15 protein-coding genes are annotated in these 19,703 nt (G+C 33.5%); 9 read left to right on the top strand and 6 right to left on the bottom strand.

Annotated elements, in window-relative coordinates:
- Window positions 1-47 precede the first annotated feature (47 nt).
- From BUB91_RS05275 to BUB91_RS05265, 3 genes are all read left to right on the top strand, one after another.
- The gene (locus BUB91_RS05275) at window positions 48-491 is read left to right on the top strand and encodes an SMI1/KNR4 family protein (protein ID WP_073097930.1); all 444 of its coding nucleotides are present in this window, start codon (window positions 48-50) and stop codon (window positions 489-491) included.
- A gap of 21 nt (window positions 492-512) precedes the next feature.
- A complete protein-coding gene (locus BUB91_RS05270) occupies window positions 513-1,418 on the top strand; it encodes a DUF6892 domain-containing protein (protein ID WP_073097928.1) in 906 nt (301 codons plus the stop codon).
- Between the two features lie 197 nt (window positions 1,419-1,615).
- Window positions 1,616-1,867 (top strand): hypothetical protein, encoded by a 252-nt coding sequence (locus BUB91_RS05265; RefSeq protein ID WP_073097926.1) that lies wholly within the window; start codon window positions 1,616-1,618, stop codon window positions 1,865-1,867.
- A gap of 381 nt (window positions 1,868-2,248) precedes the next feature.
- On the opposite strand, the gene BUB91_RS05260 is transcribed toward BUB91_RS05265, so the two are convergent.
- The 6 genes from BUB91_RS05260 to BUB91_RS05235 all read right to left on the bottom strand — a co-directional run bounded on the left by BUB91_RS05260 (window position 2,249) and on the right by BUB91_RS05235 (window position 14,111).
- The gene (locus BUB91_RS05260) at window positions 2,249-4,372 is read right to left on the bottom strand and encodes a protein-disulfide reductase DsbD family protein (protein WP_073097924.1); all 2,124 of its coding nucleotides are present in this window, start codon (window positions 4,370-4,372) and stop codon (window positions 2,249-2,251) included.
- 109 nt (window positions 4,373-4,481) lie between these two features.
- Window positions 4,482-5,885, bottom strand: a complete 1,404-nt coding sequence (locus tag BUB91_RS05255) for an alpha/beta hydrolase family protein (RefSeq protein WP_073097922.1) — start codon at window positions 5,883-5,885, stop codon at window positions 4,482-4,484.
- The gene (locus tag BUB91_RS05250; RefSeq protein WP_073097920.1) at window positions 5,885-7,897 is read right to left on the bottom strand and encodes a TlpA family protein disulfide reductase; all 2,013 of its coding nucleotides are present in this window, start codon (window positions 7,895-7,897) and stop codon (window positions 5,885-5,887) included. Before BUB91_RS05250 ends, BUB91_RS05255 begins: the two co-directional genes overlap by 1 nt.
- A 4-nt stretch (window positions 7,898-7,901) precedes the next feature.
- Complete coding sequence (locus tag BUB91_RS05245; protein ID WP_073097918.1) at window positions 7,902-9,317, bottom strand: RagB/SusD family nutrient uptake outer membrane protein; 1,416 nt, start codon at window positions 9,315-9,317, stop codon at window positions 7,902-7,904.
- 9 nt (window positions 9,318-9,326) lie between these two features.
- Window positions 9,327-12,860 (bottom strand): SusC/RagA family TonB-linked outer membrane protein, encoded by a 3,534-nt coding sequence (locus tag BUB91_RS05240; RefSeq protein ID WP_073098282.1) that lies wholly within the window; start codon window positions 12,858-12,860, stop codon window positions 9,327-9,329.
- A gap of 120 nt (window positions 12,861-12,980) precedes the next feature.
- On the bottom strand, window positions 12,981-14,111 hold the full coding sequence (locus BUB91_RS05235; protein WP_083557841.1) for a FecR family protein: 1,131 nt from the start codon (window positions 14,109-14,111) through the stop codon (window positions 12,981-12,983).
- A 100-nt stretch (window positions 14,112-14,211) separates the two neighbouring features.
- Between BUB91_RS05235 and BUB91_RS05230 the strand changes: the two genes are divergently transcribed.
- The 6 genes from BUB91_RS05230 to BUB91_RS05210 all read left to right on the top strand — a co-directional run bounded on the left by BUB91_RS05230 (window position 14,212) and on the right by BUB91_RS05210 (window position 19,659).
- Window positions 14,212-14,793: an RNA polymerase sigma factor gene (locus BUB91_RS05230; RefSeq protein ID WP_073097914.1), complete on the top strand. Its 582-nt coding sequence runs from the start codon at window positions 14,212-14,214 to the stop codon at window positions 14,791-14,793.
- A 402-nt stretch (window positions 14,794-15,195) separates the two neighbouring features.
- Window positions 15,196-16,740, top strand: coding sequence for a TrkH family potassium uptake protein (locus tag BUB91_RS05225; protein ID WP_241652571.1), 1,545 nt, complete (start codon window positions 15,196-15,198; stop codon window positions 16,738-16,740).
- Window positions 16,741-16,749: 9 nt separating this feature from the next.
- Window positions 16,750-17,436, top strand: coding sequence for a potassium channel family protein (locus BUB91_RS05220; RefSeq protein WP_073097910.1), 687 nt, complete (start codon window positions 16,750-16,752; stop codon window positions 17,434-17,436).
- A 496-nt stretch (window positions 17,437-17,932) separates the two neighbouring features.
- Entirely contained in the window at window positions 17,933-18,607 is a 675-nt protein-coding gene (locus BUB91_RS21240; RefSeq protein ID WP_241652572.1) for a peptidylprolyl isomerase, read from the top strand.
- 89 nt (window positions 18,608-18,696) lie between these two features.
- Complete coding sequence (locus tag BUB91_RS21235) at window positions 18,697-18,978, top strand: FKBP-type peptidyl-prolyl cis-trans isomerase (RefSeq protein WP_241652573.1); 282 nt, start codon at window positions 18,697-18,699, stop codon at window positions 18,976-18,978.
- 171 nt (window positions 18,979-19,149) lie between these two features.
- Window positions 19,150-19,659 (top strand): DUF4168 domain-containing protein, encoded by a 510-nt coding sequence (locus tag BUB91_RS05210; protein ID WP_083557840.1) that lies wholly within the window; start codon window positions 19,150-19,152, stop codon window positions 19,657-19,659.
- Window positions 19,660-19,703: the final 44 nt, after the last annotated feature.

Here is a 19,703-nt window from a genome sequence, read left to right as displayed (position 1 = left end):
AAGCACCCAACTTTGTAATCGATAAAAAACTGAAATCTTTATAGATTATGGAATTAGAATTTAGCGAAACCTTTCAGCAAGAATTACCAAGCACCTATCTCAAATTTCTTAAAAAAAACCCTAAGGGTACTGAAATAAAAATCAGCGGTCGTTATGATAAGCGTATTTGGAACATGATGAGCGAAGAAGACTTATTAAAACGCTGGACGATGAACGGTGTTGGAGAAGCTGCCAATTATGAATGTTTAAAGCTTTACACCCACGTACAAGGAGAAAACATAGAAGATCTTTATGCACATTCGGCACATTTTGGTCGGGTTAAATTAGACCGTGTAGCCAGAGGTTTTGTGATTGGTCACGAGAATGGAGACTACCTCTATATAGACCCAGAATGTAGTTTTTCGTTATGGGCATATTATCATGATGGTGGTGAAATTACGAAAATTTCAGGATCGTTTGATAAGTTCTTAAAAAGTAAAAAATCTTTATAAATTGATTGATTTTCAATACCTATGTTCAACTTTCAGTTAACTCCAGATTCGTTTACGATTAATACTATTCCGGTAGTATTTCCTATTTCAATAGAAGATTTACAAGCTATTATCGGCAACAATTTCAGCACCTTAAAAACAAAAAACAACACGCTTTTTACGTGGAATGATTTAGGGGTTGTCACCTTTAGTAAAGATGGCAAAAACATAGAAACCCTAAGTCTTGAATTGGAGCGAGAAACTTATGATTTTAGTCCGACTCATACTTTTGCTGGAACCTTTACTTTTAATGATGAAGACATTATAAGTTATTACCACAAGTACGAAGAAAAGCACATAAAACTATTTGAAGGAGATACCACTGGTGCTTTAGTTCTAAATAACATAAGCGCTTGGTTTGATGTGCGAGAAGATAAGGTAAAGGCTATTGAGCTTAGTATTTATAAGCCTTACAATCGTGCTGAAGGTATTCCAAAAGATAAATATGTAATTCCTGCAGTAGATGAAGAGGTGATTTCTTTTACCGATTTAGGGTTTAAACTTTCGGTGATTGAAGAGTTAATGTACACCCAAGGTTTACTAAGCCCAAAATTTGATGTACACGAATTTGCTAAATGGTATGCTGACCGAGAAATTAATTTGGATGAAGAAGGCTACGAACCTATTGAAGAAGTGACGCAATACTTAAAAGATTTTCCGGTTCCTAAACGTTTGGCGCAAAAACTTACAGAAATATACCAAGATGGCGGTAATGCTATTTATATGAATTTGATACCGTTCTCTGGAGGTGAAGAAGACTATTGGGACATCGAAAGTGTAGCCGATGCCAAGCACTTCCCCAACCTAAAAAAAGTAACCTTGTGTTACGCCAAAGATCATATCCTTGATGATTTTGAAGCATTAGGTATTGAAGCAGAATGGCTTTAACAAAGAAAACGTCACTTAAATATTTAATATAAAAATTATAGAGTAATACATATCAAGGAGGTTTTTAGCTGAAATAAAAGGAACAGAACCTGATTGGTTATGAAGATCATAAAGCATAATTTGAATCAATTAATAAGTTACTGATCGAAAATAGTTTAGAAGCTCACCAAGAGCCGGAAGGTGAGGATAAAGAATCTTTGATATTAGATGGTATTCTTTATGGTAACATTCATTATTTAAGACGTTTTTTCGCCTACAACTTGGTTCATGATGAGTGGACACCAGAAGTATTTGACTCAGAAGCCAATCCTGCTGATGACAGCATCCTTGAAAATGAATCTTCAAGTATGTATAGCCACCTGCTTACTCATTCAGATTGTGAAGAATTTTATATTCCGCAGGAATTTGATGATATTATTTTTGAGACCAAAGAAACCCCTGTAAAATAAAACATGATAGGTTCTTCTTATCGTCTTTTTAAATAATTGAAGGAGGTAGCTCTTAAATTAGGAATAGCATTAGATAATGATAATCAAATTACAAACAGAGCTGCGATCAAAGATGAACTATTTAATAAACATGATTTTGGGATAAAAATGATGTTTGGTTAAAACCATACGATGCAGTAAAAGACTTAACCGTGACTGGTCATAGGTCTTAAATACAACTTTAGCTTCATAAGCATGATATTACTAAAAAAATGCAAAATAATCCAATAAAAAAGACTGCCTTTTCAGGCAGCCTCCTTCTTGTGAAAATCAATACCAATTATAATTATGGAGGGCTTATTCAAATAAATACTTATAATAAGTTGATTTTTTCACTAAGTCTTAATTGCTATAATTAGCTATTCCTTCTTTCAACCAACTCAAATATGACTCTATATTAGGATCATAAGCAGTAGGCTTGTTTAGATTTTCTCCTTCGTTGTCAATTAATACATAATAAGGCTGTGCATTTGCTTTATAATGTTTAATCTGAAAATCACTCCACTTATTCCCTATTGTTTCGATCTTCTTTCCGGTAGTTTCTGAAATATATTGTTCACTTTCAGGGAGATCTTTTTTATCGTCAACGTATAGCGATATCAACACTAGATCATTCTGAAGAATTTCAAAGATTTTAGGTTCGGGCCATACACGTTCTTCCATTTTACGGCAATTAACACAAGCATACCCTGTAAAGTCAAGCATCACCGGTTTATTCTGCCTTTTAGCATAAGCCATTCCTTTCTCATAATCTTTAAACGTAATCAGGTCCAGAGGCCCCAGTTCTGCGTGATCAGGAAGTTTTATAGGTGCACCGGTTCCACCTTTAGTATTCCCTACACCATAAGGTGATTCACTATAGTTTGAGGGTGGCGGAAAACCACTAATCCATTGTAAAGGTGCTCCCCAAAGGCCGGGAATCAGATACACTACAAAAGCTAAAGTAAATAAACCCAGACTCAATCTACCAACTGAAATATGTGGCAACGGACTATCATGTGGTAAGGTTATCTTTCCAAATAAATACAAGGCTAAACCTCCAAAAACGGAAATCCAAATGGCTAGAAAGGTCTCGCGCTCTAATAAGTGTAACTGCAAAACTAAATCTGCATTACTCAAAAACTTAAAAGCTAAAGCCAGTTCTAAAAAGCCTAAAACAACTTTTACAGTATTGAGCCACCCTCCAGAACGAGGCAATGAATTTAACCAACCGGGAAATGCAGCAAATAAAGCAAATGGTAAAGCTATTGCTGAGGAAAAACCAAGCATACCTATAATAGGTGCAATTCCTCCTGTTGATGCTGCCTCTACAAGCAACGTCCCTACAATAGGCCCGGTACACGAAAACGAAACGATAGCAAGCGCAAGGGCCATAAAGAAAATACCTATAAAACCACCACGGTCAGCCTGAGAATCTATTTTGTTAGCCCAAGAATTGGGAAGCATAATCTCAAAAGCACCCAAAAATGAAAATGCAAAAACAATAAGCAAAGCAAAAAAGATCAGGTTGAACCAAACGTTAGTCGACAAAGCGTTAAGCGCATCTGCACCAAAAATCCCGGTTACAACGGAACCTAAAATCACATAAATAACGATAATAAACACCCCATATAGTATAGCATTCTTGATACCTGAAGCACGGCTTTTACTTTGCTTGGTAAAAAAGCTTACCGTCATTGGTATCATTGGGAATACACACGGTGTAAGTAAGGCTGCAAAACCACCCAAAAAACTCAGAATAAATATTGACCAAAGATTGCGGGAATCTGTAGTTTTTTCTTTCACTTCGTCATGACTATTGGCAGATTCTGGAATTATTTTTTCGACTACAATACTGCTGTCTTTATCCTTTGCTACTGTATCGTTGGAGTTATTTAACCCTGTTGCATCTTCGACTTCCTCCTGTTCTGTATTTTCAATACTATCTGTATCCAATTCATCCTGAGGACCTGAATTGCTCGTAGCAACTACCTCCTGTTTACTTTCTTCCTTAACTTTTTTTTCTATAACTGCCAATCCTGCTTCTATATTAAAAATAACATCCTTTGTCGCAGGAGGCAAACAGCTTTGATCATTACAAACCATAAAATCAATTGATGCTTTTATAGTGAAAGCATCTTTCGTTTTTCGCTCTATGACTTGTTTAAAAGTAGCTGCGTCTGAAAAATATTTAATACGCATTTCAAAAACAGGATCATCTACCGTATGCCCTTCCGGCTCAGAGACCGGTCCTTTTAAGGTGTATTTTTCTTTATTGCTAAAGCTGAAGCTTGTAGGTACCGGGCCTCCTGCTGGTACCTCTTGAGAATAAATATGCCATCCGGGCTCTATAATAGATTTAATAAGTAGTTCATAATGAGTATCATCAATTTTATTCACAGAAGATTGAAATGATACAGGGTCATATATTTGACCTTGAACTACCGATACTATTAGGAAAAATAGGCTTGTGATAAATACTTTCATCAATAAAATATTTTGAAATACAGAGAATAATTATACAATATGGAAAGGGGGGTATTAAAATTTAGGGATGCTATTGTTTCCCCTTTATCTTTTCCATATTTAATTCGGGTTACTCCTTATGATTATTATAGTTATTAATAATCCATTTGGAGATATCGTTTAAAACTTCAGGAGCAAATACCTCATCAAGAGTTTTTATTTCTTCTGAAGTACACGTAGTACAATGCTGATACATATGATTAAGGCCTGGATAAATCTTGAAAGAAAAATCAGAAGAGTTCGTTAAGTACTTTTTAAAGCCTGCAAGATTTTCTTCTGCAGGTACCAGAATATCTGATCCACCGTTAATTGCAAGGACAGGAATCTTTATATCAGGTAAAAAATCTTGAGGCTCGTAGTGTAGCATATACTGGTAAGCATCCGATTTTGCATTGCTATAAAACCTATAAACCAGATTTTGATCTCTTCCATCAGCTAATTGAACAGCCTTTAATAATTCCTGATTTTTACCGTGCATCCATGTTTTTACAGTTGTATTCAGTTCAGCTTCTAAACTATCTGGATTTTGATTAGTATAAACTGTTTTAAATAAGTTATTGAATAAATCCATTTGGTGTACAACAGTGGTATCGGGAATTTGATACGCTTTTAAAATAGCTGTATTTTGCAGATCAAGAATTTTTAAGCCGTTAACACCTACTCCAGAAAGACTTACCATAAATTTCAAGTCTTTATCTTTTGCAGAAGCTATAGAAGCAACAACTCCACCTTCGCTATGACCTATAATCCCCATATATTCAGCATCAATATATTTTTGATCTTTGAGGTGCGTTTTTGCATCTTCTAAGTCCATCACAAAATCTTCGATGGTTGCTTGTTGAAAATCACCTGTGGTACCTCCTATTCCACGATCATCCATTCTAAAAGACGCTATGCCTGATCTTGCCAGAGCATCGGCTAGTACAGTAAAAAACTGATGTCCAGAATAAGTATAATTACGATCCTGCTGCCCCGTACCATTTAATAAGAATGCTAATGGATAGTTTTTAGTTTCTTTAGGTATAACTAAAGTGCCTCCATAAGTTAGTTTTGTTTTCTCCCCCTTAAATTCGATTTCCTTAATTGAATAGGGTAAATCTCCTTTAGGATGTTGTGGAAACATTAGAGGTTGTAGACCAGTTACTCTTCTGAATTTTATGTTATACGTATTACCATAATCAGTAAAGCGAACACGTATAGAGTCGCCATACAATTCATTTAATTTTAAGATTTTCCCAAAGGTTTCATTTGTTAAGACTAAACTATCACCAACTATGTCTTGTGCAAGCGGCATTGAATCGTACATATTCTCAGGGCTACTCAAATGCAGAGAATCCTGCATAGTTGTATTTACTGTTTTTGACAATAAAAGCCTCTTAGAGTTGTACTGACCTTGCCAATACTCCTGAGCATTTACAAGATGTGTACAACTCAATAAAAGAACTGCTATAAAAAGGGATTTTAAAGAAATCATTATGATTTTGTTTCAGCTTTTAAAAACTCTATGATTATAGAAATTTCATCAGCCAGTTCGCTGGGACTGCCCATATAACCAGTAGACCTCCATCTTAAATTTCCCTTTTGATCAATAATCATTTTTTGAGGAATTCCAGAAAATTCAAATGCTTTTGCATATTTGGCATAGGTATCATCCAGTTTTCCTGTTTCTGAGTTTTCGGCATCGTAAAGAATTTCAAACGGGTAGCCTTTCTCTTTTATAAATGCAGCAGTCTGTGCCTTATAATCTTTTATGTATTCCTGGGTATCTAGAAAATAAAATTTCACGTTCGCATCTTCAGCATACTTATCAACTGCCATTTTCATACCGGGCATTGCTTTTTTACAAGGAGCACACCAGGTTGCCCACATATCAATAATCACAATTTTACCTTTTTGATCAGCAAGTTTTACAGAACCACCATAAGAACTTTCTAAATCAAAACCTTCAATAGGCTCATTCATCAACTCAGAAATTAATTCAGACCTATGTTTATCGAAGCTATCTGTAGATTTTAGACCAGTAACATAAGATTCAAAGTCTGTTTCCTTACCTCCTTTTTTGATAAAATCTTCTTTTAAAATAGAAAGCATCGCGGCTGATGTATTATTTAACTTTAGACATTCTAAAATAAAGTCAACAGCCTGCTGGTGGTTACCTTCACGCTTTAACTGCAGTGCGTAAAGCTCATTAAAATCGGTATCGTTATAAGCTAGAAAGGGCTTTACTTTCTCTAAATAATGTGCTTCTTTTTGATAACCCCCAACTTTTTCCAAAATCTTAGCATAAGTAAGATATTCGCGATAAGACTGCTTTAGGGCTCTTTCCTTCCATTGTTTTGGAGAATACATATGTACAAATTTATTTGGTACATTTTGCTCTCTACGCTCCATCTCAGGTATAATCCTACCCGCAAATAAATTTAAACTATCTAGTGACATACTCTCATTATTATTTGGTATAGAAACAAGATGCCAGCCATAATCTATTACTACAGAGAATGGAGCGGTTTTTAAATTATCAAATACAAAACCATAATCCTTCTTACTTACTATATAGGTATAGGCAACGGCTTTGTATAATTTATCATAATATAAATCTCCAATTACGGTGTTCACTTTACTAAATTTTTCCTGCGGAAATTTTTGCTGAAAGGCTTTAAATCCGTCAATTCGTTCATTTGCATCACTCGTCATATAAAGCTTCTTGATTTCTTTGTCACGCGCTAAAACACCTTTTGGGTATTTAAAAAGTAATACCGTTTCTACCGAATCAATGAAAGATTTATTATTTGTTTGATCTAATAGACCTAAAGAGCGTTGCACATCATACTGCTGTACCAAATCTAGTGGCAGGTCTAAGATATATCTAAGTTCTTCTTTAATGCGGGAAGTTTGATCAGCTTCAGTGGTTTTCATTTTAAGACTTAAGCCTTCAAAAAAAACATGCGCTCTACTTGATGGATTGTTTCTAATCTCATTATTAATCCACATCAATGATACTTTATCCTCTATAAATGAAATGGAATCCAATTTTTGTGGAAACTCCTGATTGAATGAAGGATTACGCATAAGCCCCCAACCTGAATAAGAACCCGGTGCTTCATTGATAATCCAACTGTAGGTTGGTAGACCTCCTAAATCTGTATCATCTTTACTATTAAATGTAAAGTTAATTAAAGCTGCTTTGGGATTTAGTTGAACTTTTGTTTCCCATTTGTTATCAGCAATTTTTGTAAGAGATACATCTTCTATAATCCATTTATAGTCTGCATACGTGTAAAAAATTCCAGTTAGGCTATCCTGATTTTTAAGTGGTGTCTCTGTTGAATTATAGGTTATTGTTATTTGGTCACCACCTTTGGGACGATTAGGGGTGACAGTAAAAGCTTTTAAATCTTCTTGGGCAAGACTAGGTTTACTAAAAGCAAATAATGCGACAATAAGCAGCATCACTTTAATAATACCAAATTTTAAATTATGAATCATATTTTTAAGGGTTTTGTTCTAAGTTAGGTGCATTTATAAATAAGTTTGATGCAAAAGGGAATTGATAACGATCTGAGCCAGGCTCTAGTGTTACAGTATAATCTAGATAACTGTGACTAAATGATTTTGCAAAACGATTATCTTTATTTAAGCGTTTTAAATCGAACCATCTAAATCCTCCTTTACCCATAAGTTCTCTTCTACGCTCTTCCAGAACTTTTACTAATGCATCTTCATTGTTTGTAGCAGTTAATGCCACATATTCTTCAGCTCTAAAGCGTGCTTGTCTTAATGTATTTACAGAGTTCATTGCTCCTGAAATATCTCCCATACGTGCCATACATTCAGCTTGTATTAACAGCATTTCTGGCACCGTTGGTCCTGCATTGCGAGCTTCGCCTGTTAATAGAGCTACACACAAAGACCGTCCTTCTGTAAATGCGCTATAAGACATATCACTATTAGAGCGTGTGTATAACTGATATCTCAGGTCGTTAAGATCAAATAAATTTAAAAGCTCATCACTTAATGATAATAACGTGGGTGAAAATCCATAAGAATTGGTACTGGTTTTAGACAAGATTAATTCTGGATTTTGTATTCGTCTGGGCCAGCTATAATCTGGTGTATTCTCGTAATCCTCTAAGTTAAGTAGTGTATTTTGCAATTCAAGTGCTGCATTAGCATTAATCAATGCTTCTTCATAATTATGCATATACAAATACGTACGAGCCAAAAGAGCATAAGCACTGGCCTGAGACGGAAAACCCACTTCGGTTCCTGTACGTGTAGCAGGTAAACCCGAAATTATAGCTGTATTAAGATCATTTATTATTTGATCATATACCTCTTGAACAGTAGCACGAGTTATATCTGCATCTACAGTTGGTTCTGTAAGCATAGGTATACCCAAGTCTGTAGTAGCTGTTGTTGCATCATATGCTTTTCCAAATATATTAACAAGACTAAAGAAAATGTATGCGCGATGAACTAAAGCCTCACCTTGTAAAGCTACCTTTTCTTCTTCTGTACCATTTTTACTATCTAATACTTCGGTAATTACAACATTAGCAGCATACAATCCAGAGTATATGGTGTTAATCTCATAATCAGGTTCTCCTGTGAAATAGATAGAATCTGCCAATTTGTAAGTCTCTTTATAAGGACGGTAATATGCTGAAGTACCATAATTATTTTCAAAATAATTTGCGTGATCATCACGAATAATTATATCATCTGAAGCAATATCTACAAGACTGTAAGATTTATCATAAATAGAGGTGTTATTGAGTAAAAACCTATAGTTTTCTGTTTCTTCAGGAAACAGCATCCCTTCAGTTTTTATATCTACATAATCGTCACAACTCGTTAAAGTTGTTATAATTAAGGACAATACGATATATATATAATTTCTTTTCATAGTTTCTAATTAAAAATTAATATTTAAACCTAATGAATACATTGCCGTAGGGGGTATTCGCAATTGATTTCCGCTTGTGTAGGGTAAAAAATCAGGATCTATATCATCACTATTTGCTTTCCAAATAAGACCCAAATTACGAGCAGTAAAAGACAAATTTGCTCCGTTTATAAAAGTATTTGCTAAAACTGAAGACAAGTCATAGCTTAAAGAAACCTCTCTTAATCTTAAGTGATCTCCAGAAATCACATTATCATTACCGTATAAGTATCGAGTATAAGAATATCCACTAAGACCTTGCACACCGGGTACATTCGTACCGGCTTCATCACCGGGCTCCCGCCATCTTTCTGCTACATCTTTATCTAAACTGTAACCTGAAAATGTACCATATCTAGTCACATAACTTGTAAAGCTTGGTTTAAATAATTTATAACCTAGTTTGTAAGTAGCTAATACGTATAATGAGATTTTTTTATAATTTAAAGTTGTATTAAAGCTTCCATAGTATTTAGGTGTTCTGGTACCTACATACACCATATCTTCAATATCTGTCAATGCTGTATTTGAATCAACTATCTCACCGTCACGATTAAAAACTTGAACAGAACCATTTTCATCCAAACCTGCAGATCTAAATGCAAATAAACTATTCAAACCATAGCCTTTAATAGGAGGAGTGCTTCCCGTTCCATTTAAATAACTTGAATAACTTTCATAGCGAGAATCAGTTACCTCATTCTTGTTATACGATAAAATAAGTGCCGTGTTTATCTTAAAATCCTTTAATCTTAACCAATCTCCATTTAAGTTTAAATCTATACCTCTACCTTTTAAAGTGGCAGTGTTTCTTGTCAATGTATTATTAGGTAAGCCATAAAATTCTGATACCGGAAAGTTCTGTATTAGATCTTTACTGTTCTTTTGATAATATTCTATACTACCATTTAAACGGTTATTTAGTATACTAAAATCAATACCGAAGTTCAGAACTCCAGTTTTTTCCCAACGGAGTGCCGGATTTGCTGCAGCTGAAACAAAAGCATAAGGCAGCTGTGATAAATTAAAATCAATATCTGCAATTGATATATTTGTAAACGGAAAAGTAGTTAAGCTTATATTTCCGTTAAAGCCATAAGTAGCTCTAAAGCTTAAATTATTTATAATCTCCACATCTTTTAGAAAAGACTCTTTACTTGAATTCCATTTAAAACCTGTAGACCACAATGGGGTACGTCTATAGCTTTTATCAACACCAAAATTGTTATAATCATCAAGACGAATACTTCCTGAAAAAACGTATTTATTATTATAGGTATAAGCCGCATTTCCATAATAAGATAAAAATCTTCTTCTTCTGTTTGTATTCGTATTGTTGTAAGTGAGCGTTGAATTATAACCATATACACTGGTATAATTTGTTGCAGGCAAATCTATAGAAGTTTGCGTTTTTTCATTATAACCAAACAACGTTCCTCCGCTTATTTGATTACGCGTTTCTCTAAACTCCATACCGGCAATTGCATCAATTGCATGTTTACCAAAAATAGCGTTATAATTCAGTTGTCCTCTGGTAGTCTGACTTCCTTCTATATACTTGTTTTTTTGGTAAATAGATCCAAGAGGAATTGCACGGCTCAATACATTTGTAGTTGGGTCTAAAAAAGTAGCCTGATTAATTAAATCTCTGGTGTAATATGTATCTTGATTGTAAATATTAGGGTTGTCTTTATAAGAACGTTCTATAAAGTAGGTCCCAGACGCACTTAATCCCTTAGTTATAGGTAGTACTACCTGTATATTTGCAGAATAGTTTTGTTCATGTATGGTTTTGTCTGAATTTTGCAACTCGTCGAGATAGTTATAACCCCAGGGTAAGTATCCAGCAGCTTCAAAACGAGTGATATCACCGCTATAAAATGCACGGTCGTAACCAACACCTTCCCCATTTTCATCTACAATCTCATTGTAGGGTAAAAAAGTAGTTAAAGATCCGGACAAAGGATTTAAACCTATTCCATTTTGATTAAAGTCAAAAAATGATCCTTTTAAACTTGTACTAACTTCTGCGTAATCAAAAAGTTTAAAATTTTGATTAGCAGTAAGCGTTAAACGCTTGCCATCATTGCCTTTAGTTTGTGTTTCTTCTTTTGCATAAGATGCAGAGGTAAAATAAGTGTAATCACCCTTACCACCACTTAGTGATAAATTATACGTTTTAGAAGATGAGGGTTGTAATAGATACTGAGTAATTTGATTATAATTATTTCTTTCCCGTAATATATTCAACTGATTTTCGCGCTCAGCTTCAGAGATATTACCACGCTCTTGCTCAAACATAATCTCCATTCCTCTACTTATAGGTGTAGAGTTGTACAAACTGGTTGCCAAAGCTGGGTCTGCAACAATACCACGATCAATTAATTCCTGCTCTAAGTCTAAGACCTGTGTAGAATTCATTAAAGGTAAACTGGATAATGAAGGTTTTGAGGAAAATGTATAATTCTGTGAGTAATTGATACGGGTTTTACCTTTACTACCGTGTTTTGTATCTATTACAATAACTCCATTTGCAGCACGTGCCCCATAAATTGACGCAGAAGCAGCATCTTTAAGAAATGTAATTTTTTCTACATCGTCACTATTTATAGCTTTTATATCTAATTCAGTAGGCGCGCCATCTATTACAATAAGAGGAGCGTCATTTCCCTGGTAAGTTGATTGCCCACGTATTCTGAAGTTATAACTCGTATTACCTTCAGTATCTCCAAGCTGATTACTATAAACAAAAGTATTATCAGATTCTAAAATATCTATTTGTAAACCTGCAACTCGACCTTCAAGCTGGTTCATAATATTATTTACAGGTACTTTCTGCAATTCTTCTCCATCAATTACAGAAAAAGATCCGGTTGCACGCTCTTTGGCTATTTTCTGATAACCGGTAGACATCATTATTGTTACCTCATCAAGATTATTTACATCAGGTTGAAGAACGATATCAATTACACTTTGGTTTCCAACAATACGCTCTTCTTGTTTAAAACCTAAAAAATTATATACTAGTGTATCGCTCGTATTAGCGGATAAACTATAATACCCGTTCTCATTAGTAGAAACACCTTTACGGGTGTTTTTAATCCATACGGTAGCCCCCATTATGGGAACTCCTGAATGATCTCTAATTTTTCCAGAAACCGATTGCTGCTCTTCTATAAATCCTGTTGTATTAGAAGGAATCGTATCAGTTTCAGGCTTTAAGATTATTTGCTTTTTTTTAATAATATAAGAGACTGGCAATTTTTCAAAAAGCTGCTCTAAAACTTCAAATATATCTGCACTATTTGCTTTTACAGAAATTTTCCAATCTTCTTTAAGTAAATCTTCTTGGTAAAAAAATTTATAATCACTATGAGACTTAATGTAGGCTATTGCTTTTTCGACAGTCTGATCTTTAAGATCAATATCAAATTTTTGTGCAGTGGTTTTAAGAGCAAATAGCTGCAAAGCACAAAACAAGGTTAAAATGACTGAAGCTTTCATTTTCAAATGCTTTATTTTCATAATTTTGAAGAACTTTTAATTGTTGTAGGAAATAATTAATTGATTGTTAGGGAATGTTGACGCATTCCCTTTTTTATTGTGGAGTTTTATAGCATAATGTTATTTTTTAATGGTTACTATTTTATTCTTATAAGAGTATTCAAAAAAGTCTACGGCGGTAAAAGCATCTAAAACATCTTCTACACTTTCTGTGTTCAGATCAAAATCTCCATTAAAATGAGTTTTATCTAGTTCTGGATTATGATTTATAATACGCACTCCATAACTGCGTTCTATTTTACGCATTATGTTATAAAAGGGTTCATCTATAAATAAAAGTCTATCCTCTACCCAAGCAATATCATTTGCAACAATCACATTAGATACCTCTAATGATTTTTGGTTTTTTAAAAGCGTTCCCGCCTCACCTGGTACAATTGTTTGGGATAAATTACCTGCTGTTAACCTTATAGATCCCTCGGCAAGCGTGGCAGTAATCTCATCATACTCTTCATATGCATTTACATTAAACTGTGTCCCCAAAACTTCTATATCCAAAGCATCTGCATTTACGACAAAGGGTCTACTTGCATCCTTAGCTACTTTAAAATAGGCCTCTCCTTTTAAATACACCTCACGTTTTCCGGATGATAAAAATTGATTAGGAAACCTTAGAGAACTATTTGAATTTAAATAAACAACGGAACTATCAGATAAAATCAACGAAATACGCTTTCCTTCAGGTACTTTTAAAAAATTGTAAGAGAAATTACCTTTCTTCTGTTTCTTTATATTAAAATTAATCTGCTCACGTTTTTGAATACCTAGCATATCTCCATTAGCATCAGAAATTACTTGACCTGTATTATCATCCACAACAACAGTATCTCCACTTCCTAAAGTCAACGTTATTTGGCCTGGATCATAACTGATTTCTTGATTAGTTGTAAATAATAAATAGCCCAAACCTGAAGTGATAAGAGCAATTACAAAAATTGCAGCATATTTACGTATAACACTTAAATATCTGTTATGATTTAGTTTGACAACTGGCTTAAACAAATTTTTAAATGCAACTGAATTCACATCTTCTCTAGCCCATACATCTGTAAAGTAGTCTTCTTTTATACGACTTTTGAAATAGGATTTATTTGAATCATTACTTTTAACCCAAGCTTCCAGCATAACTATCTCCTGATCAGTTATGCAGTCATTTTGATATTTTGATATTAAATTATCAATGTTTTTCATGTAGTTAACATATTATTCATCTCAAAGACGTAAAAAAAAGATAACATCCCTTAAAAAAAATTAATTTTTTTTTAACCTTTACCTCATTCTTAAACCCAGTATGACAAATTCTGAATTAATTGAGTTGCTTCAAAAAGGTGATGAACAGTCCTTTACGAAACTATTCGAAGTATTGTACCAACCCATGGTCGCTTACCTCTTGCAGTATGTAAATAAAGTAGCTGATGCTGAGGATATTGCTCAAAATACATTCATAAAGTTATGGGAAAAGAAAGATGATCTTAACTTAACAGTATCTCTTAAAAGCTATTTATACAGTATAGCTTACAATATGTTTATAGATAATTATCGCAAAGAAAAGAAGACACAAACATATCTTGATTCTTTAAAACAAGAAGCGTTACAGTCTATAATAGAAGAACCTGAAGAAAATTTTCAGAAAAAAATGAGATTGATTGAGCAAACGGTCAACAATCTTCCTAAACGCTGTCGCATTATATTTAATATGCACAAAAAACAGGGGTATTCACATAAGGAAATTGCGAAAGAACTAAATATTTCCACAAAAACCGTAGAATCACAAATAAGTATAGCTCTTAAACGAATACGCGAGGTTTTTAAAGACAAATCTGATTTATTTTTATTTGTGTTGTTTTATGCTTATAAAACTAGTTCTCAATGATAATACCTTATTGATCAAATTTTTATAAATTATCAACTCTTTTTTAAAAATTTTTAGAATTGAAGTCTTTTATTTTCCATATTTAGTGTCGACCAATTGAAAGATTTTAATCAATAGAAATAATGCATCATTAGTAACACATTCCGATTAAGCAAGCATTTAAAAAAAGCATTCTGCTAAGAAAACCTATTTTTGTTAGATGGATCATAGCTTAAAAAACTATATAGGATTGCTTTTTGGGCAAGTGTCATTGGAATACTTGCCTTTATTTTTGATTTCGGATACACTAAAACTACTTTAATCCAGCAACTTATAGATGGTTTCTATTTTATTGTCATCGCCTTAGGATTAGCATCCACTTTTGCTAGATATTTTGAAAATATAAACCTACTAAAACGTAAAGTGGCTGTATTTGATATTATTTCTGTAATATATACTCTTTATATATTTTACATGTATCTTTTTATCGGTGAAGCCTTTAAGACCGATTTGATTTTAGAGAATCCCCTATGGGTAATTCTGGCAGTAATTCTGTCATTTATCAGGGAACTTTCAGAACAAAAACTTGATTTAACTAGAACCTATTTTAACCCAGCCCAGATATTTATTTTAAGTTTCCTCACCATAATTTTTATTGGAGCACTTTTATTGATGCTACCAAAAGCAACACAAAATGGCATTTCGTTTATTGATGCACTGTTTACTTCAACAAGTGCAGTATGTGTTACCGGATTGATTGTTGTAGATACAGCTACTTATTTTACAACATTTGGACAATCTATCATACTATTTCTAATACAAATAGGCGGGTTGGGTATCTTAACATTTGCAAGTTATTTCAGTTACTTTTTTAAAGGTGGCAGCACATACGAAAATCAATTAACATTGGGTGAAATGACTAATTCTCAAAAAGTAGGAGATGTATTCAGTACATTAAAAAACATTATAATAATTACCGCAATTGTAGAATTGATCGCAGCTATGCTTATTTTCTTTACTTTAAATAAGACTTTAATTGAAAAACTCTCAGATAGAATTTTCTTTTCGATATTTCATGCTATTTCAGCATTTTGTAATGCCGGGTTCTCAACCCTGAGTAATAGTATCTATGAAAGTGGATTTCAGTTTAATTATACTATGCAACTTATAATTATAGTCACTTTTGTTTTAGGCGGTTTAGGCTTTCCTATTGTAGTGAATATCATCAAATTTTTAAAACATAAAACCGTTAATCTTTTTCTGTTTAGCTCTAATTCAAAAATCTATAAACCCTGGGTATTAAATATTAACAGCCGTATCACACTTGTAACAACTTTCACACTTACAGTTGTTGCCTTTGCAGCATTTTTCATATTAGAATATCACAATACACTTGCTCAACATTCATTATATGGTAAAGTAGTTACCGCTTTATTTGGTGCTGCAACTCCCAGAACAGCCGTATTTAATTCTATAGATATGAATGCATTGGCATTTCCAACCGTAATGGTAACTTTTTTGTTAATGTGGATTGGTGCATCGCCAGCTTCAACCGGAGGTGGGATAAAAACGAGTACTTTCGCTATAGCGACTCTCAATATTTTTAGTTTGGCAAAAGGAAAGCAGCGGATAGAAGTTTTCAGAAGAGAAATTGCTGATATTTCTGTAAAAAGAGCATTTGCAACTATAGCATTATCTTTAATTGTAATTGGCTCAGGGATTGCACTTATTACCATTTTTGATCCAAGAAAAAGTTTACTCAATATTGCCTTTGAAAGTTTTTCAGCTTATAGTACCGTTGGTTTAAGCTTAGGTATCACAAGTAGTTTAAGCTCTGCTAGCAAACTAATTGTTATTGCAATAATGTTTATAGGAAGGGTTAGTATGCTCTCTATTATAGTCGCACTATTCAAAAAAGTGAAGCATAAAAATTATCGCTATCCAAGCGAAGAAATTACAATAAATTAAATATATACGATGAAATATCTTATAGTAGGTCTGGGAAATTTTGGAGCTTCAGTAGCTGAAAAATTAACCTCACAAGGAAATGAAGTCATTGGCATTGATAACAAAATGAATAAAGTTGATTTATTTAAAGAAAAAATTTCACATACAATCTGTATGGATGCTACTGATGAGCTTGTAGTATCTGGCCTACCTTTAAAAGAAACGGATGTTGTCATTATTGCTATTGGTGAAGATCAAGGAACTAATGTTATGGTGACTGCATTATTTAAAAATCTAGGTGTAAAACGTTTAATTAGTAGAGCCGTTAATAGTTTACATGAAAAAGTTTTGCAAGCCATTGGTGTCGATGAGATCGTTCATCCGGAGGAAGAGTCAGCCGAACGATGGGCAAAAAAATTATGCTTTACAGGGGTTGTTGATTCCTTTGAGTTGAGTGATGATTATAGTATTGTGGAAGTTAATGTACCGAAAAGGTTTGATGGCAAAACAATTAAAGAGATTAAAATTAGGGAAACTTATGATTTATTAGTTTTAACCACTATCGCCAATACAGAAATGAAAAGTATAATTGGAAAAACTACAAAAGTAACTAATGTTAAGGGGGTTGCTAATCCCAATGACGAACTTAACAAAGATGACATTCTGGTTGTTTATGGGGCTAATGTAGCTATTAAAAAATTTTTAAAGGATTCTTAATTTGACTAAAATGTCAAATCATCTTTTGCAATTACTATAGAACTTGTTTGTTTAGAACAAGGTTTTAAAAAAAACTCTTCTTAATTCTTAGGATTGTTATTGCTTATTTTTAGAATATACCTGGATTGTCCTATTCCTTCCGCCTTGAGAACTTATTCTCTTTTGCATAATTGATACGAAACTTTAAGCCATTATTCAATATAGAGTAAAACCAAACGTTATTGTAGTTAACTAATAATGCTAGTTTTTTGGTACATTTTATTTTAATTCTTACTCAGGATTACCTGAAATACGGTGTTTTGAAAAAACAAATTGAGTATAACGTTCCATTCGTAATAAATTATACACAAGCATAAAATAAAAATAATACTAGATTTTAATAATGAAGAACTCATTTCTACTAACACTCTTAATATTATCTAGCATCGCGTCTTGTTCCGACTACCCTAAACTTGAAAATGGCTTATACGCTGAAATTAAGACCAACAAAGGGACAATGGTAGCTCAACTTTTCTACGATAAGGCTCCTGCAGCGGTATCTAATTTCGTATCTCTGGCTGAAGGCACCAATCCTTTAGTAGACTCTGTTTATAGTAACAAACCTTTTTATGACGGAGTATCCTTTCACAGAATCATTAAAGATTTTATGATTCAGGGTGGAGATCCAACCGGCACTGGAAGAGGTGGTCCCGGGTATACATTTCACGATGAATTCAATCCAGAACTAAAGCACGATACTATTGGAGTACTATCTATGATTAATTCTGGATATGCTACAAATGGGAGTCAATTTTTTATTACGGTTGCACCAACCCGCTATCTAAATGGGTATGATAGGAATAATAACTTAAAGAATTGTAAAAATCCTGAAATAGGATGCCATACCGTTTTCGGTCAATTGGTTTTAGGTTTTGATGTTCTACGATCAATAACCCAAGTTGAAATGATGGACACCCAAAGAGGAAAACCTAAAAATCAGGTAACTATACAATCACTCAAAATTATAAGAAAAGGCAAAAAAGCCAGAAACTTTGAAGCTCCTCAAGTATTTAAAAGGGAAATAGACAAAAAAGCAGAAGAACAGGCAATTGCTTCTCAGAAAAGGCAAAAGCTTAAAAAGCACTTTTCGAAGAACAACGTAAAAAAGCAAATCGTTTATCCAGCGGACTAAGAATCTTCATTTCTGAAAAAGGCAGTAATCATAAACTGAATCGCTCACAGCAAGTAAAAATTAACTATTCTTGGTATTTAGAAGATGGTATGCTCATTGATAGTAGCATTAAAACAATTGCCGAAAAATGGAATATTCAAACTAGACCCAAAGAAAAAATGTATGGCCCCTTTGAAATATCATACAGTCCCGAGGCTCGCATAATAGCTGGTTTTAAAGAAGGTGTTTTACAACTAAATTACGGTGACAAAGCCACATTGTTCATCCCATACTATATAGAATGTGGAGAACAAGGTTATCGAGTCATTCCACCGAGAACAAATCTAATATTTGAAGTCGAACTTCTGGATAACCGAAAATCAAAAAAATAATCCGCAAACAGCATTCTACGCTATTAATTAAAAAATTAATAAAATTTAGTATATGTTAAAATACCATACATGATATGTTATTTTTTTGTAAATAAAAGTTTATTGACGGTATATCCTAAGGCGTTCTGATTTTTTTTTTAAAACTTCCGAACGAACATTTAAATTAAAAATATGATGATTACGTTAAAGAATATTTCAAAACTTGCTCTTGCAGGAATACTAGCTTTTGGTAGCATAGCTACTTCCAATGCTCAACAAATTCCAAATACATCTGCAAATCAGGTTAAAACAGATATTTCTACTGATGAGCTAACAAAATTTGCTGGTGTTTTTGAAAAGGTTCAAGCTGAAAATCAGACAGCTCAACAGAAAATGATGGGTATAATTAAAGATGAGGGGCTCGAACTACAGCGTTTTAATGAAATCCAAGAGGCGAAAATGAATCCTCAAGCAAGTGTTGAAGCTTCAGATGAAGAACTTAAAAAACATGCTGCTGTAATTGGAGAATTAGAAAAAATGCAGCCGGAGTTAGAAGCTAAAATGGAAACTATCATTGAAGAAAACGGGTTAACACTTGATCGGTACAAAGCTGTAGCCATGGCGCTACAACAAGATAAATCTTTGCAACAGAAGTTTCAAGGGATTATGATGAAAAGACAAAAGAGCGGACAGCAAGGTTAATAGAACCAAGCTACAATTCATCCCTAAATATATACGATAAGGCG

Source organism: Leeuwenhoekiella marinoflava DSM 3653 (genome assembly GCF_900129005.1).
Taxonomy (GTDB): Bacteria; Bacteroidota; Bacteroidia; order Flavobacteriales; family Flavobacteriaceae; genus Leeuwenhoekiella; species Leeuwenhoekiella marinoflava.
The sequence above is the reverse complement of the archived record's forward strand: the minus strand, read 5'-3'. Positions and strand labels throughout refer to the sequence as shown.